Consider the following 25,409-nt stretch of genomic DNA (forward strand, 5'->3'; position numbering starts at 1 on the left):
CAGCTCGATCCACCGCAAGGAGCCGGTAACGATGTCCTATCCGCCGCCGCGATACCTGAAGGAACACGGCATCGCCAGCGCGACCTTCCGCCCGGCCGACGCGCCGCCGGACCTCACGATCGGGGTCAAGTCCCGGGTCGGCCACCTGGCCACCGGGGCGAGCACGGACGGCCAGTTCGGCCTCTACCGCTGGGACATGGCCGCGATCCCGAACGGCCCCGGCGCCCACTTCCACCGGACCATCTCCGAGTCGTTCTTCGTCCTGGAGGGCACCGTCTCGCTGTACGACGGCGACCGATGGCGGGACGCGACCCCCGGCGACTTCCTGTACGTGCCGCCGGGCGGTGTCCACGCCTTCAGCAACAACTCCGACGCGCCCGCCTCCATGCTGGTGCTGTTCACGCCGGGCGCCCCCCGGGAGGCGTACTTCCAGGAACTCGCCGACATCGTCGCGTCCGGCCGCCGGCTCACCGAGGACGAATGGACCGAGCTGTACGCCAGGCACGACCAGTACGCCGTCCCCTGAACCACCCCGGGCGACCCGAGCCGGATCGCCCGCGCGGTCGCGTACCCGTCATCCGGCGGCGGCCAGCTCCACCAGCGCCTCCAAGGACGCCAGCTCGAAGGGCCTGCCCACCGGGACCCGGCCCGCACGCGGGTCCTCGGCCTCGCCGGCCCAGTGACGCAGCGCCCGCAGCGGGGTCACGCCGTTGGCCTTGGCCCAGCGCAGGCGCTGCGTCCAGGCGACGGCGGCGTCGTCGACGGCGTCACCGGCCTGCTCACGCGGCACGTACCGGGCCGCGTCGTCCGTGGTCGCGGCCCACAGGTAGCCGATGACGACCTCGTCCTTGAGGATCGGGACGTAGCGGACCGCGGCGGACGTCGTGCGCGGATAGGAGTCCGGGGCCCGGACGGTCCGGAAGACGGGCTGGTCCTTCAGTGACAAGGGTTCGTCTCCTCCATCAGCGGCCGATCTCCTCCGGCGTCAGCACCCGAGCGTAGATGTGCCATTCGCCGCCACGCAGCCGTACGTCCTCCCCGAACCACGGCAGGTCCGGGCCCAGCAGCAGTTCCTCCTCGTCCGGGATCTTGCTGATCAGCTTCAGGAAGAAGGCCGGGGTGCCCTTGGGCACCCGCAGGTGCAGGTGCACGTCCCCCGGGTACCTCGCCTCGTCGCCGAGGCTGGTCGAGAGGAATCCCGGCTCACGTTGCACGGTTCCGACGAGCTCCTCGATGGGCACGCTGAACAGGTCCGGATGGGAGGTCAGCATCCGGATCACGTCGATCGTCTCGGGGACCGGCTGACGCTCCAGGAGCGAGGTCAGCATCTCGATCTGCTCGACGGTGCGTGCCCGCTCCGCCGGGATCTCGTGTTCGCGGAAGTGCTGGAAGGCGTCGTCGCCCATGCGCAGGAAGCGGTTGATCAGGCTGTGTCTGCCCGAGGCGTAGCGCCGGGCCGCGTCCAGCTCGGCCGGCGACATGTCGTCGCGGACTCCCGTCCAGACCACGTCCCCGAACGTGGGGCTGACGGCCCGGCTGCCGTACGCCGCGTCCAGCGGGACGTGCGGGGCGGGCGCGGTGTAGTACAGGCCCGACCCGGATCGGCGGATGGTCTGCCCCAGACCCGGATGCCCCGCCCCCGCCCCGGTGTGCGCGGCGGGGGGCACGCCCCCGTCGTCGTGGAAGCGGGCCAGCAGGTCGGGGAGGGCCCTGGCCAGGGCCGGATGCAGGTCGCCCTGGTTCGCCATCGCGGCGAGCTCCTTGAGCGTGAACCACTTGGCGCCACTGGCCTCGAACGGGTCGAGCCTCGGGGTGAACATAGGCCCGTCGGCGGCCAGGTTGGTGTACCTCCAGCCGGTGCCGCCGACCTCCGTCGCGTGCTCGCCCCTGAGCTTCAGCCGGTCGAGGTAGCGCTGGTCGACGCCCAGTTCCTCACTGAGCTCGCGGGCGGCTGCGTGCACGGGACGTTCGAGGCTGTCGAGGGCTCCGCCGGGCAGTTGCCACTTGCCGGGGTTGGAGACGTACTGGCTCTGCTGCATGAGCAGGTATCGCGGCTGCCCCTGCTCGTCCATGCCCCTGATCAGGACGCCTGCCGCGCCGTACCTGCCCCACAGGTTCCCGTTCACGTAACCGTCGCCGGGCCGGCCGGAGTACTCCAGGAGCTGGAACGGGCTGTGGCCGGACAGCGTGGTGTCGCCCGCGTGGGAGGAACCGGGCCGCTCCATGCTCCGCGAGCCGTTGATCAGGGCGTCGACGCCGGCTTCGTTCCTGAACGACACGTCCTGCCTGGCCCCGGCGTCGGCGAGCGTGGTGCCGTCACCGTCCCCGTGGACCCGCGCGCCGGAGCTCTCCGGGAGCGGATGCCCGGACGGCCCCGGGCCCGGCTTGCCCTGCGCGATCGGGCTCCAGCTCGTCCAGTGGGCGTCCGCGCCGCCCAGCACGCCCGAGGTGAAGCTCTTCAACAGCCTGTCCAGGTCGAGCGGCTGCCCGCTCTTGATCTGCGTAGTCAGGTCGGTGGCGCTGCTCGCCAAGCCGGACCGGCCCATCAGCCCCCACATGGACCTGGCGGGCACGATCCCGGTGAAGCCCGTCAGAAAGGCGCCCAGGAGTGCTCCCGTGCCGGCCGACGCCATGATCTGTTCCCAGTCGAGCTGATCGCGCCGGGACTGGGACGCCTGCACCGCGAGGTCCATGCCGCCCATCAGGCCGCCGAACAGGGCGATGTTGATCAGCAGTCGCTTGGCGAGCTGGGCGATGGCCAGCCGGGTCAGCTGTATCCGGGCGCCGACCATGGCCGCGGCCGCCGGTCCCCAAGGGCCTGCGGTGGCGGCCAGCAACCACATGATCTGGAAGATCAGGAACCAGACCGAGACCTCGATCATCCGCTTGGTGTACTGGACCTGGACGCCGAGATCGTTGTACCGGAGCGCGGCCGAGACGAGCTGCTCGATCAGCTTGACCAGCGCCGGGTCCGACACCGACTGGACCCGCGTGACGAACTCCTTCAGCGCGTCGCCGTCCCAGTCGTCGCCGATCCGGGTGAAGTCCGCCAGACCCCAGCCGTCCAGGACGTCCTGCGCGGTGGCCGCGCACGCGTCGGCGAGCCGGAAACAGCCGTCCTCGTCGCCCTCGGGCCAGTCCATGCCGACGGCATAGCCGACGAACGGTTTGGCCCAGTCGGGCACGAGAAAACCGTCGAATCCCACGGCGGCTCACCCGCCCCGCGGGTAGGCCGGGTCGTCACCGGTGCCGTACCCGGGATCCCCGTAGCCCTCGGCGTCCTGGTAATTGGTCGCGCTGGCCCGTAATCCGTCGCGCAGGTCCTCCAGTTCGGCGATGTACTCGTCGAAGGCCACGAGGATGCCGTTCTCGATGATCCACTGGTTCTTCTCCAGCTCCGCGCCGTACTGGTCGTCGCCGAGCGGGTTGCCCTCGCGGGCGAAGACGGCGGACAGCCGGTCCTTCAGCTCCCACGCGCGCTCGACGCTGTCGTCGAGTTGCGCGGAACGTGACCGCAGGCCGCTGAAGACGGCCAGGTAGCCGCCGGCGCGGGTGTCACCCACGCACGTCCCCGTCCTCGGCCGGCAGCTCCACCGGCCGGGGCAGGAACGCGTCGATGCTCGCCCCCTCGCCCAGGACCTCCTCCAGAGGCAGCCCCTCCGGCATGAACGGCGCCATGAGCTCCTTCGTCCGCTCGGCCACCTGTTCCGTGGCGGCGCCGATCTGCTGCATGATCTCGCGGGAGAGTTGCGACGGCGCGAGCTTGCGGTACACCCGGGGGTCGAGTTCGATCTCCTGCACCTGACCACGCGGGCCCACCGTCACGCGGACCAGGCGGTCTGCGGACTCGCCGGTCCCCGTCAGTTCGGAGAGCCTGCCGTAGGCCGCGCGCAGCTCTCCGGCCTGCCGGTTGTACTCCTTGGCCAACCCTTCGATGGTCAGCCGGAACTCGTCGTTCAAGCAGCGCGCCTCTCGTCACCTGAGCATCATGCGTTGCATTTTGCCACTTCCGTTACTCAGACGACATACCGTACTAAATCTGCGTAACGGGCAGCGGCCGGTGACTGAAAGACGCCAGAGCGCCTGCCGGCCGGTCAGCCGGCGAACGCCGGATACGGCGGCAGGGCGGGGCAGTCCCACTTCTCCGTCGCCGCGAGCAGGCCGCGCATGGCCTCCGCGACGGCGGAGTCGGACGGGAGATCGGCCAGGAGGGCCTGCCAGCGGTGGCGCAACAGCTGGCGCATGCTCGGCGCCTGCCGCGTGGGATGCAGCGGCCGGTCCCCGGCCAGTACGCGCGGCACCAGCGTCGTCATCTGCACCGTCAGCGCGATCGTGGCCAGCCGCATGCCCGCCCGCCACACCTCGTCGTCGAGCAGGTCGGGGTGGCCCTTCGCCACCTCGGACCGGTACGCGGACTCGATCTCCTCCTGGATCGCCGGGGGCAGCCGGAAGACGCACCAGCAGGTGGAGAACGGCATGCGGGTGTAGACGGCGTCGAGGAACACGGAGTGGTAGCCGGCGCCCTCGAAGTCCAGCAGACGCATGCCGTCCGGGAAGATGAGGTTGTTGTCCGGGCAGATGTCGCCGGGGGAGTAGACCGGGTAGGGGCCCTTGTCCAGATCGGCGATCGGTGCCAACTCCGCCGCCAGGCCGGGCGGGGTGGTCACGCCGAGCGCGTCGAGCACGCCGGGCAGCGCCTCGGCCGCCGCGCGGAGCTCGGGGTCCTCGCCCCACTGCTGCTCCCCCCGGTCGTAGCGGGCGCGCAACGCGGCGAGCTCGTCCTCGCGCCCGGTGGTCTCGGCCGCGAGCCGGCCGTAGGCGACCGCCCAGGCGAGCAGGGCCGCGCGGGCGGCTTCGGGGTTCTCCCCGAGCAGCGCGTCGGCCAGGCTCGGCGCCTCGCCGAGGTCCTCCATGACCAGCAGCGGGTACTCGGTGTCCACCGCGAGCAACCTCGGGCCCGAGCCCGCGGCCAGGCCCAGCCCGGCGGCCTCCGCGGTGAAATGGCGGAAGGCATCCGGTTTGTACGCCTTGATCACCACGCTCCGCCCGTCACCCGTACGGCACCGGATCACCGTGGACCGCGAAGAACCTCCCAGATCGACCGCCTCCGGGAGCGGCACCCCCAATGACTCCGACGCCTTACGAAGAACCGTATCCATGGCTGCCATCTCACCACGAACCCGAAAAACGGGATCAAGGCGGTGTACGTTCGGCGAGGCCTACCAGGACAGCGCGGAGAAGTCGATCGGCCGGGGCGCGAGTGCCGCGGTGCGGACGGCCAGGTCGTGCATCCGGCGGGCGAACTCCCCGGCGGGCAGCCGCCTGCGGTCGCCATGGCCGGGCAGCAGCCATTCGAAGCGGATCCGCGGCGCCGTACGGGCCAGCGACGCGGCCAGTTCGGTGATGGAGTACCAGGTGACCGACTCGGCGACGGCCAGGTCGCCGAGGGTGCGGGACCAGTAGAAACTGTCGCCGCTGAAGCAGTACGTCTCGTCGGCGACGTACAGCGTGCTGCCCTCGGTGTGTCCGGGCAGCGGGTGGGCCGTCACGCCGTCGGCGATCTCGACCGGCTCGGTGCCCCGGAGAACGCGGTCGGCGTCCGGGGCGGCGGACAGGTCTCCCTCGTGGATCCACAGGCGGGCGCCGAACCGGTCGGCGTACTGGCGGCCGTGCGCGGCGTGGTCGCGATGGGTGAGCAGCACGTCGGTGATCGGGCCGAGCGCGGCGTATTTCGCGGCCAGGGTGCTGCTCCAGCGCGGCGTGTCGATCATCATCAGGTTTCCGGCCGGACGGCGCAGCAGATAGGCGTTCGCGCCTGCGGTGTGCGGCGAATTGTGCCCGCACAGGTGCACGTGCTCGGTGAGCGGCAGCGGAAAAGGGTCGAGCGCGGGATCCGGCCCGCGTGTGCCGCGCCGGATCGATCGGGTGTGGCAGGCGAACGCCGCGGCGTACATCGCCTTTTCCTCCGCGGTCGTGCGCGGCTGGCGGACGACCGAGGAACGCCCGGCGACCTCGGCGAGGAGTTCCGGGGCCAGCTGCCGGGCGGTGTCGCAGTTGGTGCAGCGACGATCGACGTGCCAGGCGGCGTCGGCCGACGGCTCGTTCATGGCGTGGTCCTTCCGGGAATGGCGGGGATTGACGCCTGATTTGATATCACGCATTACCGGGAGAGGCCAAATGAAAAGCGCGGTTGACTTCTCCGGAGATTGCTGCTCTGAAATTCGGGTCCAATGCGGCTGATTTGCGGATGGCCATTTCGGAAAATTGTCAAGCCGGGCCCGGAAAGTGGCCGTCCGTGCGTGGATTCAATTCCTGCGCGTATCGGCGTCCGGCCCCGGCGGAGGTGGAAGTCCGTAAGGATGGGGGATATGACCACCAACAAGGTGCTGGACGGCGCGGTGCTCGCCGTTCGACGCGACATGGAGGCGACCGGTGTCCCCGGGCGGCTCGGCTTCGACTCCCCGGAGTGGGACGACCTGGGTTACCTGCGCGTCGAGTACAAGGGGCAGTACTCCAGCTACGGGCTGCGTGCGGACGAAGCGCACGAACCGGTCGCCATCCTCGTGCTGATCGCCGATCTCGCCCAGGAAGTGATCGCCGAGCAGGAGGGCAGGATCTGGCCGACCTGTCCGGCGCACTCCTTCGGGTTGCATCCGGAGCGGGTGCGCGGGGCGGCGCTGTGGACGTGCAAGGCCGCGGGCGGGCACACCGTGGCCGCGATCGGAACGCTGGCGGACGGTTCCTGACCCGAGAGACGTGCCTCGGGCGTCCCGAGCACACAGGGCACGCCCCGAGGTCGTCCCGTGCCCGCCACCTCATCGTGGCGGTACGGGCGACTTCGGGGCTCGTCGTCCCTACTTGAGGCTGCCCGCCGTGATGCCGCTCACCACCTGGCGGTTGAACACCACGTAGACCGCGATCATCGGCAGCGTGATGATCGACAGGGCCGAGAACAGCAGCCCGTAGTCGGTCACGTAGCGGCTGGAGAAGGCCAGCAGGCCGGTCGGGATCGTCTTGAGCGAGTCGTCCTGGATGTAGAGCAGGGCCAGCAGGAACTCGTTCCAGCACGACAGCGCCGAGAACACCGCCACCGTCGCCAGCCCCGGCCGCAACAACGGCAGCGCGATCAGCAGGTAGACCCGCAGGTCGGAGGCGCCGTCGATGTGCGCGGCCTCGAACAGCTCGCGCGGCAGCGCGTCCAGGTAGACCTTGATCAGGTACGTGGCCAGAGGCAACCCCATGGCCACGTACGGGATGATCAACGCCCAACGGGTGTCGCTCAGCGCCAGCTCGGTGAACATCGTGCTCTGGGCGATGAAGTACGACTGCAGGGGCAGCAGCAGCCCGAGCGCCAGCAGGCCCATGAGCAGCCCGCGCCCGCGGAACTCGTACCGGCTGAACGCGAACGCCGCCGCCGACGACAGCGCCAGGATCAGCAGCACCGACACCGAGGTCACGATCACGCTGTTGAGCGCGTACCCGCCGATGCCGCCGACCTCCCACGCCTCGGCCCAGCGGCCGAAGTCCAGCGTCGCGGGCAGGGCGAACGGGTCGGCGAAGATCTGCGCGTTGGACTTGAAGCTGGAGGCGACCATCCACAACAACGGCAGGAAGAAGGCCGCCGAGACCACGGCCAGCAGCACGGTCGTGAGCCTTCTCATCGGGCCGTCCTCCTGCGCAGGCGCATGAAGGCCAGCCCGATGAGCACGACGGCCGCGGTCATCAGCACCGCCATGGCCGAGCCGTAGCCGACCTCGCCGTCGCGGAAGACGACCCGGGTCAGGTAGGTGGTGGGGATCTCCGTCGCGTTGTACGGCCCGCCGCCCGTCATGACGTAGAACAGGTCGAACGTCTGGAAACCGCCCGTGACGCAGAGCAGCAGGCAGACCTCGACCGCGTCCCTGATCATCGGCACCTTGATCCGGCGGAAGATGGCCAGTTCGCCGGCGCCGTCGAGGCGGGCGGCCTCGACCACGTCCGACGGGATCTGGGCGAAGGCCGCGTAGAAGATCGCCATGTAGAACCCGGCGTACACCCAGCCGGAGACCGCGCAGACGGCCAGCAGCGCGGTGCTCTCGTCGCCCAGCCAGACCTTGCCCGGCAGGCCGACGACCTCAAGCAGGGCGTTGACCAGGCCGAAGTCGGCGTTGTAGACGAACGCCCAGAGCACGGCCACGACCACCATCGGCAACATGACCGGGGTGAACAGCGCCACCCGGAACCAGGGCGCCCCGCCGCGCCGGGTGACGAGCAGCCCGGCGAGGACGAGACCCACGGCGACTTCCACGACAATCGTGACAAGAATGTAGATGCCGACATGAACGAACGAGTCCAGAAATATCGTGTCCTGGGCTGCTCTGAGGAAATTGTCGAAGCCGACGAACTCCATCGGCCCGAAACCGGTCCACTCGGTCAGACTGAACGCCCCGGTCGCCAGCGCGGGCGCGAGCACCGCGAAGCCGAACACCAGCAGCGCCGGGGCGGCGAACACGTACGGTATGAGCTTGCGTTTCATCCCGCGGCGGCCAGCGCTTCCTTGGGAGACTTCGCCCCGCCGAGCACCGCGGCCAGCGCGCGGTAGAGCGCGTCGGCGCGCTTGAGGTCGTAGCCGGTGTCGGGCGGGGAGACCACCGTCCTGGCATCCGCCAGCAGCTCGTTGAGCCGGGTGGTACGCGCGTCGACCTGCTCGGCCCCCTCCGCCTTGGCCTGCGGCACCGTGCCCGCCTTGACGAACGCGGCGGCGTTGGCCGGAGAGTTCAGCAGCGCCAGGAACTCGGCCGACTCCTTGACCTTCCTGCTCTTGGCGTTGATCACATAGCCGGTGACGACGCCGATCACGCTGTCCTGGTCACCGGCGCCGCCGGTCATCGCCGGCAGGTTGACGTAGTCGAAGTTCAGCTTGGGCGCCTCGTCCAGGGCCCAGCTGACCAGCCACGACCCGATCGGGTGCATGGCGGCCTTGCCCTGGAAGAACAGCTGCGCGCCCTCGTTGTCGTTGGCGGCGTTGGCGCTGCTGTTGACGCACTTGTGGTCGCGGAGCTGGGCCACGTAGCCGAGCGCGCGTTCCCAGTCGGGGTTGGCCATGGGGGTCTTGCCCGTCAGCACGTCCTGGTAGGACTGCTCGCCGACGACCCGGGAGACCAGGTGGGACAGCCAGTTGCCGGCGGCCCACAGGTCCTTGTTGCCCGAGGCGATCGGGGTGAGGCCCTTGGCGTTGAGCGTGTCGCAGGCCGTGAGCAGTTCCTCGAACGTCTTGGGCGGCTGCACCCCGGCGTCGGCCAGGATCTTGGTGTTGTACCAGAGGACGTTGGTCACGTCGGCCGCGAACGGCACCATGACCGTCTTGCCGTCGACCGTGGTGCGCTTGTACGCCTCGTCCGGGATGACGCCCTTGAGCGGCCCTCCGGTGACCTGGGCGGAGATGTCGGCCGCGAAGCCGTCCTTGACCCGGGTGCGCAGCCGGTCGCCCGCCCACTCGAAGTAGATGTCAGGCGCCTGCCGGCCGTTGAGCAGGTTCTGCAGGCCGATGGTCTGATAGAGGTCGTCCTCCTGGAAGTTGAGCTCGACCTTGGCGCCCGGATGCGTCTTCTCGTACTGGGTCGCGACGTCCTTCCAGACCTTGATCTGCTCCTCGCCGGGGGAGCTCATCGCGATCCGTAACACCTTGTCGGTGGCCGCGCTCTGTCCGCCGCCACCGCAGGCCGACACCAGCAACACCAGGGCGAGCGCCCCGGCCGTCCTGTTCACCATGACAACTCCTCAAGACAGTCGCCGAACACCCGTTTGCGGGCGGGGCGACGGGGGTGCGGTCGTACGTCCTGTCGAGCGGCGGCCAGCAACGCCAGCGCGCCCTGCTCGAACTCCTCCAGCCAGGGCCGGGCCTCCTCCACCAGCGCGCGCCGCCGCACCGGCCCGCGCAGCAGATGCCCGGCCGCGTCCAGCAGCTCCTGCGCGTGTACGGCGAGCAGCCGCCCCGCCGCCGCGGCGTCACCGGACTCGCGCTCGAACGCCCACTGCTCCAGCACCCCCGTGAGCCTGGGCGCGTCGTGCGGCTCCAGGCAGGAGCCGCGCACGTTGTCGGCGAAGACCCGGTAGGCGGCCAGATCCTCGCCGTCGCCGACGAGGTCGGCCAGGGCCCGCTCCCAGCTCTCCTCCGGGTCGTAGCCCTCCGGGTCGCGCAGGTAGTCGGCGACCGTGGCGAAGGCGATCTTCGATGACTCGTAGAGCTCCATGCCGTTGGCCACCACCCCGGTCGCGAACCGGTACAGGTGCCTGTCCCTGCCCCGGTACGGGCCGATGTGCAGCTCGTGGCCCATCGCGACGTCGTTGACCGGGTAGTTGTCCCAGTAGATCGGGGCTCTGTTCAGCGCCCGGGTGACGGCGGCGGCGTCGGCCAGGTCGATGGTGGGGGAGCAGATGCTCCGGCCGGTCCAGAACAGCTCGACCCGGGCGTCGATCAGGCCCATGGCCCGTACGTAGGGGTCGTCGGCGTCGCCGCAGTAGACGGTGGGGCAGACGATCAGCCGTCCGGTGCGTGCGAAGACGGCGTCGACGAGCGCGAGCTGAGCCTCGGCGAGGTCGTCGAAGGCGCCGACGTCCTGGGGGTGCCGCAGCCGCATGGGGATGTCGTCGAGCAGCAGCCCCGCCCCGGCGGCCCCGGCCTCCATGGCCCGCTCGAACGCCTCGCACAGCGTCCGGACGTCACGGGCGTCGGAGTAGCGCAGCGACAGGCCGGGCGAGAGGCAGTAGACGACGTCGACCCCCGCCTGCCTGCCCCGCTCGGCCAGCTCGCCGAGCCCCCGCGTACCGGTCTCCCGCCACGACGGCCGGTCGGCCTTGGGGGCATAGACGTAGGTGTTCATGCCCCGGGCGCCGAGGAAGCCGAGCAGGTCGAGCCGCTGCTCGTGACTCCATGGCCGTCCGTAGAACCCTTCGATGACCCCACGGACCGCAAAGCCTGCTGACTTCATGAAGACAGTAAAGAGTCTTTATTCCATCTAGGCAAGAGTCTTTACTAGACTCATGGGAATCAGGACATACCGACCGGGCGACGAAACAGCTCTGTACGAAGTCTGCCTCCGTACCGGCCTCGACGGCCAGGACGCCTCAGCCGTCTACCCGACACGCCACCTGCTGGCGGACATCTTCGTGGGCCCCTACCTGGCGTTGCAGCCGTCCCTGGCCTGGGTGCTCGACGACGACAGCGACGACGACAGCGGCGACGTCAGCGGTGACGACGGCGGTGACGACGGCGGGCGTCCCGCGGGCGGTCCCGGCGGTTACGTCCTCGGGGCCCTGGACACGCGGGCCTTCGAGGCCGACTGCGAACGCCTGTGGTGGCCGCCGCTCCGCGCGAGATACCGGCACGTCACCGAGCCCGAACGCTGGCTGGCCGAACACCTCGCCGGCCCCCGTCCGGCCCCCGACGAGATCGTCGCCGGCCACCCCTCGCACCTGCACATCGACCTGCTGCCCCGATGGCAGGGCGCGGGCTGGGGGAGCAGGCTCGTCGCCAGGCTCCTCCAGGCCCTCGACGAACACGGCTCCCGGGGCGTCCACCTGGGCGTCTCCGCGCGCAACACCCGGGCCGTCGCGTTCTACACGAAGCTCGGCTTCACCGAGCTCAAGCGTGCGGACACGGTTCTGTTCATGGGCATGACGGCCGCCGAGTGGCGAACCCGGCTCTGAGCCGCCGTTCCACCGCCTCGGAGGTCGCTCCGAGGCGGTCCAGCCCGTGCAGCGCCGACCCCACGATCGGCGGCGCGTCCAGCACCCGTACGTCCACCCCCGGCAGGCCCTTGCCGATCCGGGCCATCAGCCGGGTGTCCCCGCCGGTCAGCACCCCGCCCCCGAGCACGACGGGCACGCTCACCTCACCCCAGTCCAGCCGCCCGAGCGCCGCGCCGGCCCAGGCGGCGACCTCGTCGCCCAGCCGCTCCACCAGCGAGACGGCGACGGCGTCCCCCTGTCCCGCGACCTCGAACAACACCGGCACCAGCTCGTGCAGCCGTTCCTCCGGCAGGTGCCCGAGGTGGAAGCCGACGCACACCGAGGTGACGTCCGTCAGGCCGTACCAGTCGGCCACGGCCTCGCGCAGCAGGGTGCGCGGTCCGCGTCCGTCCTCGTCGCGCACGGCCCACCACAACACCTCCTCGCCCAGCCATTCGCCGCCGCCCCAGTCGCCCGAGCGCCGTCCCAGCGCGGGCCAGCGCGCGACCCGCCCGTCCGGGCCGCGCGCGACGCAGTTCATCCCGCCGCCGCACACGACCGCCACGCCGTACGGCACGCCCGCCCCCGCCCGCAGGATCGCGAAGGTGTCGTTGTCCACGGTGACCGCGGGCGCCCACCCCCGCGCTTCGACGGCCGTCTGCAGGATCTCCTGCTCGATCGGCAGGTCGCAGTGCGCCAGGAACGCCGACACCCGCTGGGCCACGTACCCGGCGCCGCCCGAGGGGGCGCCGCCGTCTTGCGTGAGCCGTACGGCCGCCGCCACGAGGTCGGCGAGCAGGCCGATCGCGGCGGGAAGCTTCGGCCCGTGCGGCTGGAAGCCGCCGCCGCGCACCCAGGCGAGCAGTTCGCCGGACGAGCTGACCAGGGCGACGTCGGTCTTGCTGTTGCCCGCGTCGACCGCCAGGACCGCAGGCCGGGTCACGAGGCCCAGACCTGGTGGGCCGCGAGCAGGCGGTCGGCGAGCCCCTGCGCCAGGTCGTACTGCCCGACCAGCGGATGCGCCAGCAGCGCCGCCTCCACATGCGCCCGATCAGGGCATAAAGCCGCCCGTACCGCCAGCTCCTCGTACGCGCTGACGTGCGCGATCAGCCCGGCCTGCAAGGGCTCCACCTCGGGTACGGCCAGCGGCACGGCCCCGGCGGCGGTGATCCGCGACGGCGCCTCGATCACCGCGGACGCGGGCAGGAAGGGCAGGGTCCCGTCGTTGCGGACGTTGACCACCTGGACGTCCCCTCGATCGTCGAGCAGCGAGGCGAGCAGATCGACCGCGGCCGTCGAGTAGTGGGCCCCGCCCCGCTGCTCCAGGAGGTCCGGTTTGTCGTTCAGCGCCGGGTACATCGCCAGCAACTGTCGTTCCAGCTCCAGCACCTCCTGCGCCCGCGTCGGACGCCCGAGCTGCTCGGCCACCACCTGGTCGTGCGCGTAGTAGAAGCGCAGGTAGTAGGAGGGGACGACGCCCAGAGCGGTGATCAGCTCGGCGGGCAGCTCGCACTCGCCGGCCAGCGCGGCGGCGTGCCGCTCGATCAGTCCGGGCAGCACGTCGACCCCGTCCACCCACGCGGAACGCTCCCACGACAAGTGGTTGAGCCCGACATGTCCCAGCGTGAGCTGCGACGGCGCGCAGCCGTGCAGGCGGGCGAACAGGCGCTGGAACCCGATCGCCACGTTGCACAGCCCGACGGCGCGGTGACCGGCGTCGAGCAGGGCGCGGGTGACGAGGCCGACCGGGTTCGTGAAGTCGATCAACCAGGCGTCGGGGGCGAGGACGCGGACCCGTTCGGCGATGCGGAGCACTTCGGGAATGGTCCGCATCGCCTTGGCCAGGCCGCCCGCGCCGGTGGTCTCCTGGCCGACGCAGCCGCACTCCAGCGGCCAGGTCTCGTCGCCGTGCCGGGCCCGTTGCCCGCCGACCCGCAACTGCAGCAGCACGGCGTCCGCGCCCTCGACGGCGTCGTCGAGGTGCGTGGTGAGCCTGACGCGCGTCTTCCTGTCGTGCAGCATCCGGGTGGCCAGGCCGCCGACGACGTCGAGGCGTTCCCGGTCGGGGTCCATGAGGACGAGCTCTTCGAGCTCCAGCTCGGCGAGCCCCCCGACGAGCTCGGGCGTGTACGTGGACCCGCCCCCGACGACGGTGATCTTCATCGTCCCTCCGATCCCGAACCCGTGATGGTGGCCTTCGCCGCCCCGGAGACCTTGGCCGCCGCCGAGATACGGCGGGTGGCGACCGACTCCCTCAGCAGGCGGGTGCCGTGCGCCAGGCCGCCGGTCAGCACGGGGGCGTTGCCGAGCGCCGAGACCTCGACACGGGGCGGGTGCCGCAACATGCCCGCCAGCGCGGCGTCGATCTCGGGCAGGATGCCCGCGCAGGCCAGCCCGATGCCGCCGCCGAGCACGACCAGCTCGACGTCGACGACCCGGGAGATGGTGGCGATCCGCGCCGCGATCCGCCGCGCCTCCTCGGCGACGATGGCCGAGGCCAGGCCGTCACCCTGGGAGGCGGCGGCGAAGATGGCCTCCGGCGTGGCGTCCAGCCGCAGCGCGGTGTCCCCGTCGCGTAGACCCGCCGCGATCCAGGTACGGGCCCAGCTCATCAGCGCGTCGCCGGAGGGGCTGTCGGGCAGCTCGTCCTCCCCGGGCGGCGGATCGTCGACCTCGCCCGCGGCCCCCCGATGCCCTCGATGCGCACGATCGCCGAGGATCAGCCCGGCCCCGACCCCGGCGCCGATGGACAGGAACGCGAAGTCGGCGACGCCCCGGCCGGCCCCCAGCGCGTGCTCGCCGATGACCGCCAGGTTGGCGTCGGTCTCGACCTCGGCGGGCACTCCCAGCGCGGCCTCCAGCTCGGTCCGGATCGCCATGCCCTCCAGCGCGGGCCGGTTGCTCTGCCGGATGACCCCTTCCTCGGGATCCACGACGCCCGGCACCCCGGCCGCGACCAGCTCGATCCCCCCGACCGCCGGGCCGCCGGGCGGGACGCCACCCGGGGGCCCGCCGGGGGACAGGGCGTCGCGGACGGCCACGGCGGCGCGCAGGATCGTCGCCGGGTCGGAGTCGTCGATGCGTTCGTCGTGCCTGGCCAGCATCGTGCCGCGCAGGTCGCTCAGCGCGCCGCGGACGAAGCGGGTGCCGATGTCCAGGGCCAGGACGTGGGCCAACGTGTGCACCGGTTCGAAGTAGACCGCGCCGTAGTGCATCTCGCCGGGTGGCTCGGCCTGGCGGACCAGGCCGGCGGACACCAGGAGGTCGAGGGCGTTGGCCACGGTCGGCTTGGTCATGCCGGTGCGGCGGCTCACCTCGGCCCGCGAGATCGGCGGGTCGGCCCGGATGGACTCCAGGACCACGGAGGCGTTGATCTCGCGCAGGGTGGTGAGCGTCGCATGCTGGGACATGACGCGAATTCTAGTAAAGACTCTTGCCCGAATGCAATAAAGACTCTTTACTGTATCTCGCAGCCCCCTGATCCGGAGGAACACCCATGGCACGACTCCAGAACCTCCTGCTCGCCGCGACCGTCGCGCTCACCGTGGGACCGGCCGCCACGGCCGTACCCGCGGAGGCCGCCACGGTCGTCGACCCCTTCGTCCTCCAGGTCGGCGCCACGCTGCCCGCCCTGCAGGGCAAGATCACCGCACTGGCCGCGGGCCCCGGCGGCGTGGTCGCCGCCGCCCACGACAAGGGCGTCGCCCTGTACGCCTCGGGCGCCTGGACGTCCCTGTCGGCCACGCCCGCCCACAAGGTCGTCTGGCGCGGCGACGACCTCGTCGCCCTCACCGCAGACGGCCTGCTGACCATCAGGAACGCGGCCAAGGGCCAGGGCGGGGCCGACGCCGCCAAGGGAGGCGCCGACCGGCTCCCGCCCGGTACCGACCCGGCCACGGCCCTGCTGGTCGGCGGCGACGACCTGATCCTCGTCCAGGGCGACCGCCTCTACCGCAAGGGGCCGGGCGGCTCGTGGCGTCCCGACCGGCTGCCCGGCCAGGCCACCGCCGTGGCCCGCGCCCGGTCCGGCGCCGTCGCCGTCGCCACCGCCACGGCCGTCTTCGAGACGACCGGCCGAACGTGGACCCAGATCTCACCCGCCGTCGGCACCACCCACCTGGCCTACGACTCCAAGGGCCGCCTCTGGCTCGCGGGCGCCACCGGCCTCGGGTTCAGGGACGGCGCCACCCTCAAGCAGTACGGCCCCGCCGAAGGTCTGCCCATGCTCGGCTTCACCGCGATCGCCCCCGGCGCCGACGGCGACGTCTGGCTCGGCACGGCCAAGGGCGCCGTGCACTTCGACGGCACCACCTGGGAGTACCGCCAGGGCCGCCGCTGGCTGCCGGACGACACGGTCACCGCCGTCACCGTGGACGGGAACGCCAACGCCTACTCCGCCGCCGCGACGGCCGCCGGCGTCATCGAGGCCCGCCGTACCACGCTGGCGGAGAAGGCGGCCGTCTACGAGCAGGCCATCCAGGCCAGGCACAAGCGCACCCCGTACGGATTCGTCGAGGGCATCGGGCTGGCCAGGCCGGGCGATCTCACCCAGTACGGCCAGGGCGCGAGCGACAACGACGGCCTCTGGACCGGCATGTACGGCGCCGCCGAGGTGTTCAAGTACGCCGCCACCAAGGACGCCACGGCGAAGGCCAACGCGCGGAAGGCGTTCGAGGCCCTGAAGTTCCTCGGCGACGTCACCCAGAGCGGCACCAACCCGGCGCCCAAGGGGTTCATCGCCCGGACGATCCTGGAGACCACGGCCACCGACCCGAACATCAAGGACAACGAGCAGCACGACCGCGACAAGCAGAAGGGCGACGCGTACTGGAAGATCCTGGTCCCGCGCTGGCCCAAGAGCGCCGACGGCAAGTGGTTCTGGAAGACCGACGCCAGCTCCGACGAGCTGGTGGGCCACTACTTCCTCTACGCGCTCTACTACGACCTGGTCGCGACCGGCCCGGAGAAGGACGAGGTCGCGGGCGTCGTCACCAGGCTCACCGACCACCTGATCGACCACGACTTCTCCCTGACCGACCATGACGGCAAGCCCACCCGCTGGGGCTTCTTCAACCCGAAGGAGCTCAACGGCAACCCGTGGCGGAGGGAGGAGCGCGGCCTCAACAGCCAGACGATCATCACATTCCTCACGATCGCCGAGCATGTCGCGAAAAATCCAGAAAAGTACGCGCAGGCCAAGGCCAAGCTCATCGAGGAGGACGGCTACGACCTGAACACCCAGCAGCCCAAGGTCACCCCGGGCGTCGGCGGCGGCAACCAGTCCGACGACGAGATGGCCTTCATGAACTACTATCACCTGCTCCGCTACGAGCAGGACGCCGGCCTGAAGGCCACCTGGGCCCGTTCCCTTTACGACTACTGGCAGCAGGAGCAGTACGAGCTCAACCCGTTCTTCAACTTCATCGCCGGCGTCACCCTGAAGGACGAGGTCTGGACCGACGCCTACGGCCCGTTCCCGCTGGAGATGAACGGGCCCTGGCTGCGGCAGTCGATCGACACGCTGAAGCGGTTCCCGCTCAACATGATCGACTGGAAGCAGAGCAACAGCCAGCGCCTCGACATCGTCAACCTCGGCCAGCACATCCGCCCGGACGCCGACCCGAAGAAGCTCGGCATGCTCCGTGGCGGCACCGTGCTCCCGGTCGACGAGCGGGTGGTCAGCCACTGGAACCACGACCCGTACAAGCTGGACCAGGGCGGCGACGGTTACGGCGAGAACGACGGCACCTCGTACCTGCTCCCGTACTGGATGGGCCGGTACCACGAGTTCATCGCCGAGAAGTAGCCGTCGCGCGGACGGCTGACCGGGAAGAGCCGGACCGGCTCTTCCCGGTCAGCCGACGAAGGGGGAGGAGAAGGCGAACTGCTCCCGCCGGCCCGGCACGCTGACCTCGGTGGAACCCACGGCGCGGTGGAACTGGAAGGGGTTGTTGTCAGGCACGACCTGGGTGGCGCAGAGCGCCGTCTGCCCGTTCTGGAGGTTGGCGCCGGTCCCCCAGACGCAGGCCCGGGCCGAGAGGCCCGGGAAGACCAGGCTGGAGACCCAGCTCCCGCACGTCGGGTCGGCCGCGGCCCGGACGACGCGCGCACCGGCCGCGGCGGCCGCGGCGGGCGCCGGCACCGCCGCCCCCGCCACCGAGGTGGACGGCAACGTTCGTCCACTCAGTGGACCGCCCCGCCTGTCGCGGGCGCCAGGTCAGGGAGTGGCGGCTTCGGCGTGCTCCTGGGCGGGGCTCTGCGCCGACGACCTGGCCCTGGTACGCGCGAGCTCGGGCAGGAGGGACACCGTCCCCAGTACGGCCAGCCCGACGCCCAGCCAGAGCGGGGCCCGCAGCCCGAACCGGTCGATGACCAGCCCGCCGACCGAGGAGCCGATGATCACCCCGAGGGTGATGAAGGAGGCGTGGACGGTGTTGACCAGCGGCCCCGGGTTGCCCGCGCGCTGGACCCGTACGGCCATTGCCGGGTTCATGGTCACTCCGGCCAGCCCGACGCCCAGCATGGCGAGCACCGCCGGGACGCTGAGATGGGCGAACAGCGCGAACCCGGCCAGGAAGACCGTGTTGAGGACCAGCCCGGACAGCAGGACGCCGATGGTGTGCCGGTCGGCCAGGCGTCCGACGACGAAGTTCCCGACCACGGTGGCCGCGCCGTACGCGACGAGCAGGAGGGGGACGGCCTTCGACGTGAACCCGGTGACCTGGGTGAGGATCGGGCTGAGATAGCTGAAGGCGGCGAAGGTCGCGCCGATGATGAGGGTGCTGGTCGCCAGCGCCAGCCAGAGCCGGCCGTTCCTGAAGACCGTGAGCTCCTGCCTGAAGTCGCCGTCGCCGCCGCGGGCGCGTCCGAGCCTGGGGACGCCCGCCATCGTGGCGAGCGCGGCGATGACGGTCAGGGCGCCGACGGCCCAGAAGGCGGCGCGCCAGCCGAACTGCCCGCCGATCAGCGTGGACAGCGGCAGGCCGAGCAGGGTGCCGAGCATCAACCCGTTCAGGACGACGGCGAGGGCGCGGCCGCGTATCTCCGGGCGGCTCAGCTGGACCGCCACCGAGATGGCGACGCCGAAGAACGCCTGGGAGGCGACGCCGGTGACGAGCCGCGCGACCATCATGATCGAGTAGGAGGGGGCGACGGCGGCGAGCACGTTGCCTGCCAGGAAGATGGCGAACAGCAGCGTGAGGGCGGGTTTCGGGCGGATCCGTACCAGTGCGACGGTCATCAGTGGGCCGCCCGCCGCCATGGCCACCGCGAAGGCGGTGATCAGATAGCCGACCTGGGAGATGGTCACGCCGAGTCCGCTTGCCATCTCGGGCATCAGGCCCCCGACGGCGAACTCGCTGGTCACCATGGCGAAGATGCCGATGGCCAGCACGTAGACGGCTCTGGGCAAGGGGGCTCCTTTTTGCATCAATCGGTGTAGAACTCGGGCATGAAAACGCCTCGGGCGTGAAAAACCAGAGGTCAGGCCAGGGCGTCCATGGCCGTGGCCGCGACGGCCTCGATGGTGGCGTCGTCGGCGCCGCCCTGGGCGGCCACCCGGATCCCGGCGATCACGGCGTTGACGAACCTGGCGAGCTCGGCGGGATCGCGGGTGGAGCCGATGTCGCCGTCGCGCCGGCCGTCCCTGATGGCCGTGGTCAGGCCGGCGATCCGGCGTTCGGTGTCGCGGGCCAGCATCAGGGCGATCTCCGGGTCGCGGCCGGCGAGCTCCATCGTGGTGTTGACGGTCAGGCACCCGAGGCCGTGGCCGTCGCGCCGGTTCTCCGCCTCCGTCCGGAGGATCCTGGCGAACAGCGCGCGGATCCGCTCGGTCGCCGGCAGCTCGTGGTCGTCGAGGATTTGCTGCTGGTCGGCGGTGGTGGCGTCCATGTAGCGGGTCAGCGCGCGTTTGAACAGCTCGCGCTTGTTGGTGAACGCGTTGTACACGCTGCTGCGGTCCAGGCCGAGTGCCTCGCACAGGTCCCTGGTCGAGGTGGACTCGTAGCCGTTGGCCCAGAACGTGCGCATCGCAGTGTCCAGGACCCGGTCTTCGTCGAACGATCTCGGCCTTGCCATACGAGCACGCTACCCGTTTTGCATCGATTGGTGCAATACGCGACGGCGCGGCGGCCGGGGAACGCCGGGTGGGCACCGGCCTGTCGTAGGAGGACGGGCGGCCAGTTGGCGGAGAAGCGGCCTCGTTCCCCAGAAGGAGGCAGGCCAAGTGGAGGGTTGCTCATAGTTGACGGCATGACGCGAAGATCCTTACGTCGGCCCCTGCCCCGTGCCCTCACCGCGGGGGCCCTCGCCGTCGCCCTGGTCACGAGCTCCGGCGCCACCGCCGCGAGCGCCGCCCCCATCACCGACATCCCGCTGCTCGACGACTACGACGCCGAATCGCTGGCGAACCTCCCGGCCGTCGGCGGCCTGCAGTACCTGGCACAGCGGTACGCGCCGACCGACACCTGCCCGCCGGTCGCCACCGGGCCGGGCGGACCGCTGTTCTGGGGGGACGACAAGCCCACCCAGTTCCGCCAGGGCGTCCCCCGGCCGGGGCAGAGGATCGTGAAGATCGTCATCATGGGCGACTCGTACATGTCGGGGGAGGGGGCGGGCGACTACTACAACAAGCGCGGCTTCCTTCCCGAACCCCGCATCGCGGGAGGACTGGGCGGGGAGACCTACCCGGCGGCGGGGCACACCGAGGACGACTACGACGAGGACTTCCGCCACCGTTCGGCGAACGCGGCGGTTCTGCAGGCCATCGACCTGCTGCGCCGAGCCAACCCCGAGGTCTTCTTCGACGTGCGTTTCAACGCCTCCTCCGGCGCCGCCAGCGAGCACTTCTTCGTCGGCCAGAACGACCACGCCCGCGTCAACCCGCCCCAGAACCAGGGCGTGGACGAGGCCACCGACCTGGTGATCTCCGGCTTCGGCGGCAACGACGTGGAGTTCGGGCCCATGCTGTACGCCGTACTCAACGAGCCCGTCGACATCAGCGGCATCGAGGCGCGCATCCGGCCGCTGCTCGACACCACCCGCACCTCGCAGCAGGAATGGGACGACTCCCAGCCGCCGCGACCCCCGTTCGTCCGCCCGCTGACGCAGCCCGCCACCCTGTCGGCCAGGCTGGTGCAGATGGTTCGGGCGATGCATGCCGCCTCCAACGGCAAGACCAGGGTGATGATGGTCAACTACCCGCAACCCGTCAAGGTCGGCCTGCACCCGGGCGGCCTCATGGGCTGGCTGACGAACATGTGGCCCTACGCCTGGACCAGCGCCGCGAAACTGGCTCCTCAGCTGACCGCCTCCGTCAAGAAGGCGCAGCAGGTCCTGGCCGACCACGGGATCGCCACCGACATGCTGGACCTCGAGAACGCCTTCGCCGGCCACGAACTGGGGACCAAGACCCCCTACGTCCGCAACCTCAACTGGAAAGTGGCCGGGGCCGGGGACGACTTCAACCGCGTGCAGCAGACGGGACATCCCAACCAGGAGGGGCAGAAGGCGCTGGCGGGCCACTACGCCCTGATGATCGCCGGTGAGCTCGGGCTGCGCCTCAAGGCGTCCGACGGGGCGCCTCCACCGGCCAGGGCGGCGGAGCCGTGCGACCCCGACTACAGCGACCGCCACTACCTGCCTGCCAAGGCCACCCAGAGCGGCGGCGGGTCGACCGGTGGCACCGGCGGTGGGGGAGGCGGCGGCACCAGCACCCCCAACGTGGGCCCGCGTTCGACCATGACCTACGTCAACATCGACCCGCCGCTGTCCCACCCCACGGACCCCGGCCCCCGTCCCACCCCCGCCGACCCGCAACCCTCCCCCGGGACGCCGGACCCGGCGACCCCGCGATGGACCATCTATCCGGTCGACACCGTCCAGCCCACCACGCCGACCATCTCCTTCGACCTGACCCAGCCGCTGCCCTACCTGTGGCCCGTGGGCGGTGGATCGAGCCCGTACCGCGACGTCTTCGAGGTGAAGATCAACACCGCCCAGCTCATGCGGTGAGGATCGACACCGACCGGATCCGCGCCTGAAGACCTTGATGGGTACGGCGCTGGTCGTGGCACGGTTCGTACGCGCCCAGGGCGTGCCTGCCGGGTTCACGACGCGCGTCGGGCGCCGTGCCCGTTCAGGGTGACTGCCACTGTTCGCAGCAGGAGTATCCTAAAGTGGATCCAATCTTTGATCCTCTTGGGGGTGGGCTTGATCAGGTGTCACGTCCACGGCGTAACCGGTGGCCACCGGGCGGTAGCCGGGCAGCGGCTCCGCCCAGGTGACCTGCACCGGAGGGGTCAGCATGCGCCCGCTCGCCGACGGGATGTGAATGCCCACCCCGGCGGCGGCGTCGATGAGCGGCCCGAACTCGTGCCAGGGGTCGGCGTCGGTGATGAGCCCGATCGCCGAGTTGAGCATGTGCAACTCCTGCACCCGTCTGGCCCGTGCTCCGTCCTTGGCCTGCATGGCCTCCAAGAAGGCCAGGTCGAGCTCCTGGGCGAAGGCCGGGATGCGTCTGCCCCGGTAGTAGAAGCGCTGAAGGCGCGACAGCCGCCGATACAGATCGCCGATCACCTTGGAGAGAGTGGGGCCGAACGTCTCCTGCGGCAGGGTGTGGAACTCGGTGTGGTCGCGGTGGAAGTCGCGCGGCTCCTGCGGCAGGGCGCGCATGACGGCCGTCAGTTCGGCCATGCGCCGCAGTGCCCGGTCCGAGATCTCCCTGGCCGCCCGCGCCAGCAGCGGCGGTTGCAGCAGCAGCAGCGCGGCGAACAGCTCCTCGGCCTCGTGCAGGTCGAGGCTGGAGACCGTGATGCCGTAGTTGGCCCGGGAGACGACGAAGCCCTCGGCCTCCAGCATCCGCAGGGCCTCGCGCACCGGAGTGCGTCCCGCTCCCAGCCTGTCCGACAGCTCGCGCTGCGTCAGCCGCTGACCCGGCGGCAGGCTCCCGGAGAGGATCAGCTCTCTGAGCTCCTCGTGCACCAGCGTCACCGCGTCCCCCGAGCGCGAGGTCTCATCTGTATCCACTTTCGGATCATATCCGCGAGCGAGCGAGGGAGGCGGAGATCGAACTCCTCAACGGCCGTCTGAAGCTGCGCCACCTCGTCGTGGTCGTCGCCGTCGCCGATCAGGGCGGCGTGCTGCGGGCCGCCGAACGGCTCCGGCTGGCTCAGCCCGCCGTCACCCGCTGCCTGCGCGAGCTGGAGCACATCCTCGGTGTGCAGTTGTTCGTCCGGGGGCCGCGCGGCGTGACGCCCACCCCGTCGGGAGAGGCGTTCCTGGAACACGCGAGGGCGGTGCTCGCCGAGCTGCGCCGGGCGGGCGAGCGCGTGTCCGGGCTGGCCGCGGGCGCCCTGGGCACGGTACGGGTGGGCACACTGCCAGCCGGCTCCAGCGTCCTGCTGCCCTGCCGGCGCACGCCGAAGGGCGCTCACCGCTGGGGGTCGACCTCAAGATCCGCGACGCGCTCACCTGGGCCACCACCAACGGCGCCAGGATCATGGGCCTGGAGTCCAAGATCGGCTCGCTGACCGCCGGCAAGCTGGCCGACGTCATCGTGGTCAAGCCGCGCTGGAACGTCGTGCGCTCCAGTTTCCCCACCGCCACCGTGGTCCTGCAGTCGACCGCCGCGGACGTCAGCGCCGTGCTGGTCAACGGCGAGGTGCGCAAGCGCGACGGCAAGCTCGTCGGCCACGACCTGACGGCGCTGCGGGCCAGGGCGAACGCGGCCCTGGACAACATCGAGCGGGCCGTGGCCGCCCAGCACCGGTTCGGCCCCGACGAACTGGCCGAGTTCGTGGGCCAGGCCGAGCGCGGCGCCAGTGTCAACTACGCCCAGGCGTACCGGCACCTCGCGGCTCGCTGAGGCACGACGCTCCCAGGGGAGGCGGCCGCGGTGGCCGCTTCCCCTCCGTCTGATTCCTGAGAAAGGCAAGACCCGATGACCTACGAAGTCCGCGGAGTGATCGCGCGCGGCAAGGGCGCGCCCGTGACGCTGGAGACCGTCCTGGTCCCCGCCCCCGGCCCCGGCGAGGCCGTGGTGAACGTCCAGGCGTGCGGGGTGTGCCACACCGACCTGCACTACCGCGAGGGCGGCATCAGCGACGACTTCCCCTTCCTGCTCGGGCACGGCGCCGCGGGCGTGGTCGAGGCCGTCGGCCCCGGCGTCGCCGACGTGGCGCCGGGTGACTACGTCGTCCTCAACTGGCGCGCGGTGTGCGGCGAGTGCCGTTCCTGCCGCCGCGGCCGTCCCTGGTACTGCTTCGACACCCACAACGCGACGCAGCGGATGACGCTCGCCGACGGCACGCCCCTCAGCCCGGCGCTGGGCATCGGCGCGTTCGCCGAGAAGACCCTGGTCGCCGCCGGGCAGTGCACCAAGGTCGACCCGGCCGCCGCTCCGGCGGTGGCCGGACTGCTCGGCTGCGGGGTCATGGCGGGCATCGGCGCCGCGATCAACACCGGCGGCGTCGGCCGCGGGGACACCGTGGCCGTCATCGGTTGCGGCGGAGTGGGTAGCGCGGCCGTCCTGGGCGCCTCGCTCGCCGGCGCGGCGAAGATCATCGCGGTGGACGTCGACGACAGGAAACTGGAGTGGGCCCGCTCGTTCGGCGCCACCCACACGGTCGACGCGCGTGCCGGCGACCCGGTGGCGGCAGTCCGGGAGCTGACCGGCGGATTCGGCGCCGACGTCGTCATCGAGGCGGTGGGCAGGCCCGAGACGTACGTCCAGGCGTTCAACGCCCGCGACCTGGCGGGCACCGTCGTCCTCGTGGGCGTGCCCACGCCGGAGATGACACTGGAGCTGCCGCTGCTCGACGTCTTCGGCCGCGGCGGCGCGCTGAAGTCCTCCTGGTACGGCGACTGCCTGCCCAGCCGGGACTTCCCCATGCTGATCGACCTCCACCTCCAGGGCCGGCTCGACCTGGCGCGTTTCGTCACCGAGACGATCGCGCTCGACCAGGTCGAGGAGGCCTTCGCCAAGATGCGTCGCGGCGAGGTGCTGCGTTCGGTGGTGGTCCTGTGATCGAGCACGTGGTCACCTCGGGGACCTTCTCCCTCGACGGGGGCACCTGGGAGGTGGACAACAACGTGTGGATCGTCGGCGACGACACCGAGGTGGTCGTCATCGACGCGGCGCACGACGCGACGGCCATCCTGGACGTCGTGGCCGGCCGCCGGATCAAGGCCGTCCTCTGCACGCACGCCCACGACGACCACATCAACGCCGCGGTCCTGCTCGGCGCCCCCGTACGGCTCCATCCCGCGGACGACGTGCTGTGGAGGCGGCACTACGGGGACGGCTCGCCGTACCTGCCGCTCGAGGACGGGGAGACGATCGCGGTGGGCGGGGTCGAACTGGAGGTGTCGCACACGCCGGGACACTCGCCCGGCGCGGTCTGCCTGTACGCGGCGGACCAAGGAGTGGTCTTCACCGGAGACACCCTGTTCAAGGGCGGTCCCGGGGCCACCGGGCGGTCGTTCTCCTCTTTCGCCACGATCATGGAGTCGATCGAGACCCGGTTGCTGACCCTGCCGCCCGAGACGGTGGTGCTCACCGGTCACGGAGAGGCGACCACCATCGGAGCCGAGGCTCCGCACCTGGCCGAATGGCCGGCACGGGGCCACTGATCGGGCGAGCGCCGCGCCGGTGGGGTCCGCGCGGGCGCGCACGGATCCTGCGGCGGTCCGGTGATGACCAC

The 25,409-nt window shown here is 71.0% G+C and carries 26 protein-coding genes; 9 read left to right on the forward strand and 17 right to left on the reverse strand.

Annotated features, from left to right (window positions below):
• Positions 1–31 precede the first annotated feature (31 nt).
• Positions 32–526 (forward strand): cupin domain-containing protein, encoded by a 495-nt coding sequence (locus DMB42_RS13815; RefSeq protein WP_125634422.1) that lies wholly within the window; start codon positions 32–34, stop codon positions 524–526.
• Between the two features lie 48 nt (positions 527–574).
• Here the strand turns inward: DMB42_RS13815 and DMB42_RS13820 are convergent, their stop codons facing one another.
• From DMB42_RS13820 to DMB42_RS13845, 6 genes are all read right to left on the reverse strand, one after another.
• The gene (locus DMB42_RS13820; protein WP_125634424.1) at positions 575–946 is read right to left on the reverse strand and encodes a hypothetical protein; all 372 of its coding nucleotides are present in this window, start codon (positions 944–946) and stop codon (positions 575–577) included.
• Between the two features lie 16 nt (positions 947–962).
• On the reverse strand, positions 963–3,206 hold the full coding sequence (locus DMB42_RS13825) for an NUDIX domain-containing protein (protein WP_125634426.1): 2,244 nt from the start codon (positions 3,204–3,206) through the stop codon (positions 963–965).
• Positions 3,207–3,212: 6 nt separating this feature from the next.
• Complete coding sequence (locus DMB42_RS13830) at positions 3,213–3,563, reverse strand: hypothetical protein (RefSeq protein WP_125634428.1); 351 nt, start codon at positions 3,561–3,563, stop codon at positions 3,213–3,215.
• Complete coding sequence (locus tag DMB42_RS13835) at positions 3,556–3,960, reverse strand: YbaB/EbfC family nucleoid-associated protein (RefSeq protein ID WP_125634430.1); 405 nt, start codon at positions 3,958–3,960, stop codon at positions 3,556–3,558. Before DMB42_RS13835 ends, DMB42_RS13830 begins: the two co-directional genes overlap by 8 nt.
• 134 nt (positions 3,961–4,094) lie before the next feature.
• Positions 4,095–5,159 carry a hypothetical protein gene (locus DMB42_RS13840; RefSeq protein WP_125634432.1) on the reverse strand — a complete coding sequence of 355 codons (1,065 nt, stop codon included), beginning with the start codon at positions 5,157–5,159 and terminating at the stop codon, positions 4,095–4,097.
• Between the two features lie 60 nt (positions 5,160–5,219).
• Positions 5,220–6,107, reverse strand: coding sequence for an MBL fold metallo-hydrolase (locus tag DMB42_RS13845; RefSeq protein ID WP_125634433.1), 888 nt, complete (start codon positions 6,105–6,107; stop codon positions 5,220–5,222).
• 261 nt (positions 6,108–6,368) lie between these two features.
• Here DMB42_RS13845 and DMB42_RS13850 point away from each other — a divergent pair, with 261 nt between their 5' ends.
• The gene (locus DMB42_RS13850; RefSeq protein WP_125634435.1) at positions 6,369–6,746 is read left to right on the forward strand and encodes a hypothetical protein; all 378 of its coding nucleotides are present in this window, start codon (positions 6,369–6,371) and stop codon (positions 6,744–6,746) included.
• A 108-nt stretch (positions 6,747–6,854) separates the two neighbouring features.
• Here the strand turns inward: DMB42_RS13850 and DMB42_RS13855 are convergent, their stop codons facing one another.
• Genes DMB42_RS13855 through DMB42_RS13870 form a run of 4 tightly spaced genes read right to left on the reverse strand, consistent with a single transcriptional unit; the run spans position 6,855 to position 10,970 of the window.
• Positions 6,855–7,661 carry a carbohydrate ABC transporter permease gene (locus tag DMB42_RS13855; protein ID WP_125634437.1) on the reverse strand — a complete coding sequence of 269 codons (807 nt, stop codon included), beginning with the start codon at positions 7,659–7,661 and terminating at the stop codon, positions 6,855–6,857.
• Positions 7,658–8,515: a carbohydrate ABC transporter permease gene (locus DMB42_RS13860; protein ID WP_125634439.1), complete on the reverse strand. Its 858-nt coding sequence runs from the start codon at positions 8,513–8,515 to the stop codon at positions 7,658–7,660. The genes DMB42_RS13855 and DMB42_RS13860 overlap by 4 nt, the downstream gene beginning before the upstream one ends.
• Positions 8,512–9,750: an ABC transporter substrate-binding protein gene (locus DMB42_RS13865; protein ID WP_125634441.1), complete on the reverse strand. Its 1,239-nt coding sequence runs from the start codon at positions 9,748–9,750 to the stop codon at positions 8,512–8,514. Before DMB42_RS13865 ends, DMB42_RS13860 begins: the two co-directional genes overlap by 4 nt.
• Positions 9,744–10,970: a beta-N-acetylglucosaminidase domain-containing protein gene (locus DMB42_RS13870; protein ID WP_125634443.1), complete on the reverse strand. Its 1,227-nt coding sequence runs from the start codon at positions 10,968–10,970 to the stop codon at positions 9,744–9,746. The genes DMB42_RS13865 and DMB42_RS13870 overlap by 7 nt, the downstream gene beginning before the upstream one ends.
• Before the next feature lie 52 nt (positions 10,971–11,022).
• Here DMB42_RS13870 and DMB42_RS13875 point away from each other — a divergent pair, with 52 nt between their 5' ends.
• Positions 11,023–11,688: an N-acetyltransferase gene (locus tag DMB42_RS13875; protein WP_125634445.1), complete on the forward strand. Its 666-nt coding sequence runs from the start codon at positions 11,023–11,025 to the stop codon at positions 11,686–11,688.
• Here DMB42_RS13875 and DMB42_RS13880 read toward each other — a convergent pair.
• The 3 genes from DMB42_RS13880 to DMB42_RS13890 are packed head-to-tail and all read right to left on the reverse strand — an operon-like array spanning position 11,648 to position 15,119.
• Complete coding sequence (locus DMB42_RS13880) at positions 11,648–12,652, reverse strand: N-acetylglucosamine kinase (RefSeq protein WP_260477672.1); 1,005 nt, start codon at positions 12,650–12,652, stop codon at positions 11,648–11,650. The two genes, DMB42_RS13875 and DMB42_RS13880, sit on opposite strands and share 41 nt — an antisense overlap.
• A complete protein-coding gene (locus tag DMB42_RS13885) occupies positions 12,649–13,872 on the reverse strand; it encodes a 6-phospho-beta-glucosidase (RefSeq protein ID WP_125634449.1) in 1,224 nt (407 codons plus the stop codon). Before DMB42_RS13885 ends, DMB42_RS13880 begins: the two co-directional genes overlap by 4 nt.
• The gene (locus tag DMB42_RS13890) at positions 13,869–15,119 is read right to left on the reverse strand and encodes an ROK family transcriptional regulator (protein WP_125634451.1); all 1,251 of its coding nucleotides are present in this window, start codon (positions 15,117–15,119) and stop codon (positions 13,869–13,871) included. Before DMB42_RS13890 ends, DMB42_RS13885 begins: the two co-directional genes overlap by 4 nt.
• Before the next feature lie 86 nt (positions 15,120–15,205).
• Here DMB42_RS13890 and DMB42_RS13895 point away from each other — a divergent pair, with 86 nt between their 5' ends.
• On the forward strand, positions 15,206–17,515 hold the full coding sequence (locus DMB42_RS13895) for a hypothetical protein (RefSeq protein ID WP_125634453.1): 2,310 nt from the start codon (positions 15,206–15,208) through the stop codon (positions 17,513–17,515).
• Positions 17,516–17,563: 48 nt separating this feature from the next.
• Here DMB42_RS13895 and DMB42_RS13900 read toward each other — a convergent pair whose 3' ends face one another.
• The 3 genes from DMB42_RS13900 to DMB42_RS13910 form a co-directional block, all read right to left on the reverse strand.
• Positions 17,564–17,881 carry a hypothetical protein gene (locus DMB42_RS13900; protein WP_125634455.1) on the reverse strand — a complete coding sequence of 106 codons (318 nt, stop codon included), beginning with the start codon at positions 17,879–17,881 and terminating at the stop codon, positions 17,564–17,566.
• 45 nt (positions 17,882–17,926) lie between these two features.
• Positions 17,927–19,120 carry an MFS transporter gene (locus DMB42_RS13905; protein ID WP_125634457.1) on the reverse strand — a complete coding sequence of 398 codons (1,194 nt, stop codon included), beginning with the start codon at positions 19,118–19,120 and terminating at the stop codon, positions 17,927–17,929.
• Positions 19,121–19,191: 71 nt separating this feature from the next.
• Complete coding sequence (locus tag DMB42_RS13910) at positions 19,192–19,785, reverse strand: TetR/AcrR family transcriptional regulator (RefSeq protein ID WP_125634459.1); 594 nt, start codon at positions 19,783–19,785, stop codon at positions 19,192–19,194.
• A gap of 174 nt (positions 19,786–19,959) precedes the next feature.
• On the opposite strand from DMB42_RS13910, the gene DMB42_RS13915 reads away from it, so the two are divergent.
• The gene (locus DMB42_RS13915) at positions 19,960–21,720 is read left to right on the forward strand and encodes a hypothetical protein (protein WP_125634461.1); all 1,761 of its coding nucleotides are present in this window, start codon (positions 19,960–19,962) and stop codon (positions 21,718–21,720) included.
• A gap of 159 nt (positions 21,721–21,879) precedes the next feature.
• Here the strand turns inward: DMB42_RS13915 and DMB42_RS13920 are convergent, their stop codons facing one another.
• Positions 21,880–22,734: a GntR family transcriptional regulator gene (locus DMB42_RS13920; protein WP_125634463.1), complete on the reverse strand. Its 855-nt coding sequence runs from the start codon at positions 22,732–22,734 to the stop codon at positions 21,880–21,882.
• A gap of 65 nt (positions 22,735–22,799) precedes the next feature.
• On the opposite strand from DMB42_RS13920, the gene DMB42_RS13925 reads away from it, so the two are divergent.
• The 4 genes from DMB42_RS13925 (at position 22,800) to DMB42_RS13940 (ending at position 25,338) form a co-directional block, all read left to right on the forward strand.
• Positions 22,800–23,237 (forward strand): LysR family transcriptional regulator, encoded by a 438-nt coding sequence (locus DMB42_RS13925; protein WP_260477690.1) that lies wholly within the window; start codon positions 22,800–22,802, stop codon positions 23,235–23,237.
• Positions 23,207–23,572, forward strand: a complete 366-nt coding sequence (locus tag DMB42_RS13930) for an amidohydrolase family protein (protein ID WP_221762134.1) — start codon at positions 23,207–23,209, stop codon at positions 23,570–23,572. Before DMB42_RS13925 ends, DMB42_RS13930 begins: the two co-directional genes overlap by 31 nt.
• Positions 23,573–23,647: 75 nt before the next feature.
• Entirely contained in the window at positions 23,648–24,733 is a 1,086-nt protein-coding gene (locus DMB42_RS13935) for an S-(hydroxymethyl)mycothiol dehydrogenase (protein ID WP_125634467.1), read from the forward strand.
• On the forward strand, positions 24,730–25,338 hold the full coding sequence (locus DMB42_RS13940) for an MBL fold metallo-hydrolase (protein WP_125634469.1): 609 nt from the start codon (positions 24,730–24,732) through the stop codon (positions 25,336–25,338). The genes DMB42_RS13935 and DMB42_RS13940 overlap by 4 nt, the downstream gene beginning before the upstream one ends.
• The last annotated feature ends 71 nt before the right edge of the window (positions 25,339–25,409 follow it).

This window comes from Nonomuraea sp. WAC 01424, assembly GCF_003947315.1.
GTDB classification, from domain to species: domain Bacteria; phylum Actinomycetota; class Actinomycetes; order Streptosporangiales; family Streptosporangiaceae; genus Nonomuraea; species Nonomuraea spiralis.

Bases quoted from the DNA above. Each gene is read 5' to 3' on its own strand.
- DMB42_RS13815 (WP_125634422.1), top strand. From the start codon at position 32: ATGTCCTATCCGCCGCCGCGATACCTGAAGGAACACGGCATCGCCAGC.
- DMB42_RS13840 (WP_125634432.1), bottom strand. From the start codon at position 5,159: ATGGATACGGTTCTTCGTAAGGCGTCGGAGTCATTGGGGGTGCCGCTC.
- DMB42_RS13845 (WP_125634433.1), bottom strand. From the start codon at position 6,107: ATGAACGAGCCGTCGGCCGACGCCGCCTGGCACGTCGATCGTCGCTGC.
- DMB42_RS13850 (WP_125634435.1), top strand. From the start codon at position 6,369: ATGACCACCAACAAGGTGCTGGACGGCGCGGTGCTCGCCGTTCGACGC.
- DMB42_RS13855 (WP_125634437.1), bottom strand. From the start codon at position 7,661: ATGAGAAGGCTCACGACCGTGCTGCTGGCCGTGGTCTCGGCGGCCTTC.
- DMB42_RS13860 (WP_125634439.1), bottom strand. From the start codon at position 8,515: ATGAAACGCAAGCTCATACCGTACGTGTTCGCCGCCCCGGCGCTGCTG.
- DMB42_RS13865 (WP_125634441.1), bottom strand. From the start codon at position 9,750: ATGGTGAACAGGACGGCCGGGGCGCTCGCCCTGGTGTTGCTGGTGTCG.
- DMB42_RS13870 (WP_125634443.1), bottom strand. From the start codon at position 10,970: ATGAAGTCAGCAGGCTTTGCGGTCCGTGGGGTCATCGAAGGGTTCTAC.
- DMB42_RS13875 (WP_125634445.1), top strand. From the start codon at position 11,023: ATGGGAATCAGGACATACCGACCGGGCGACGAAACAGCTCTGTACGAA.
- DMB42_RS13885 (WP_125634449.1), bottom strand. From the start codon at position 13,872: ATGAAGATCACCGTCGTCGGGGGCGGGTCCACGTACACGCCCGAGCTC.
- DMB42_RS13890 (WP_125634451.1), bottom strand. From the start codon at position 15,119: ATGTCCCAGCATGCGACGCTCACCACCCTGCGCGAGATCAACGCCTCC.
- DMB42_RS13895 (WP_125634453.1), top strand. From the start codon at position 15,206: ATGGCACGACTCCAGAACCTCCTGCTCGCCGCGACCGTCGCGCTCACC.
- DMB42_RS13910 (WP_125634459.1), bottom strand. From the start codon at position 19,785: ATGGCAAGGCCGAGATCGTTCGACGAAGACCGGGTCCTGGACACTGCG.
- DMB42_RS13915 (WP_125634461.1), top strand. From the start codon at position 19,960: ATGACGCGAAGATCCTTACGTCGGCCCCTGCCCCGTGCCCTCACCGCG.
- DMB42_RS13930 (WP_221762134.1), top strand. From the start codon at position 23,207: ATGGGCCTGGAGTCCAAGATCGGCTCGCTGACCGCCGGCAAGCTGGCC.
- DMB42_RS13935 (WP_125634467.1), top strand. From the start codon at position 23,648: ATGACCTACGAAGTCCGCGGAGTGATCGCGCGCGGCAAGGGCGCGCCC.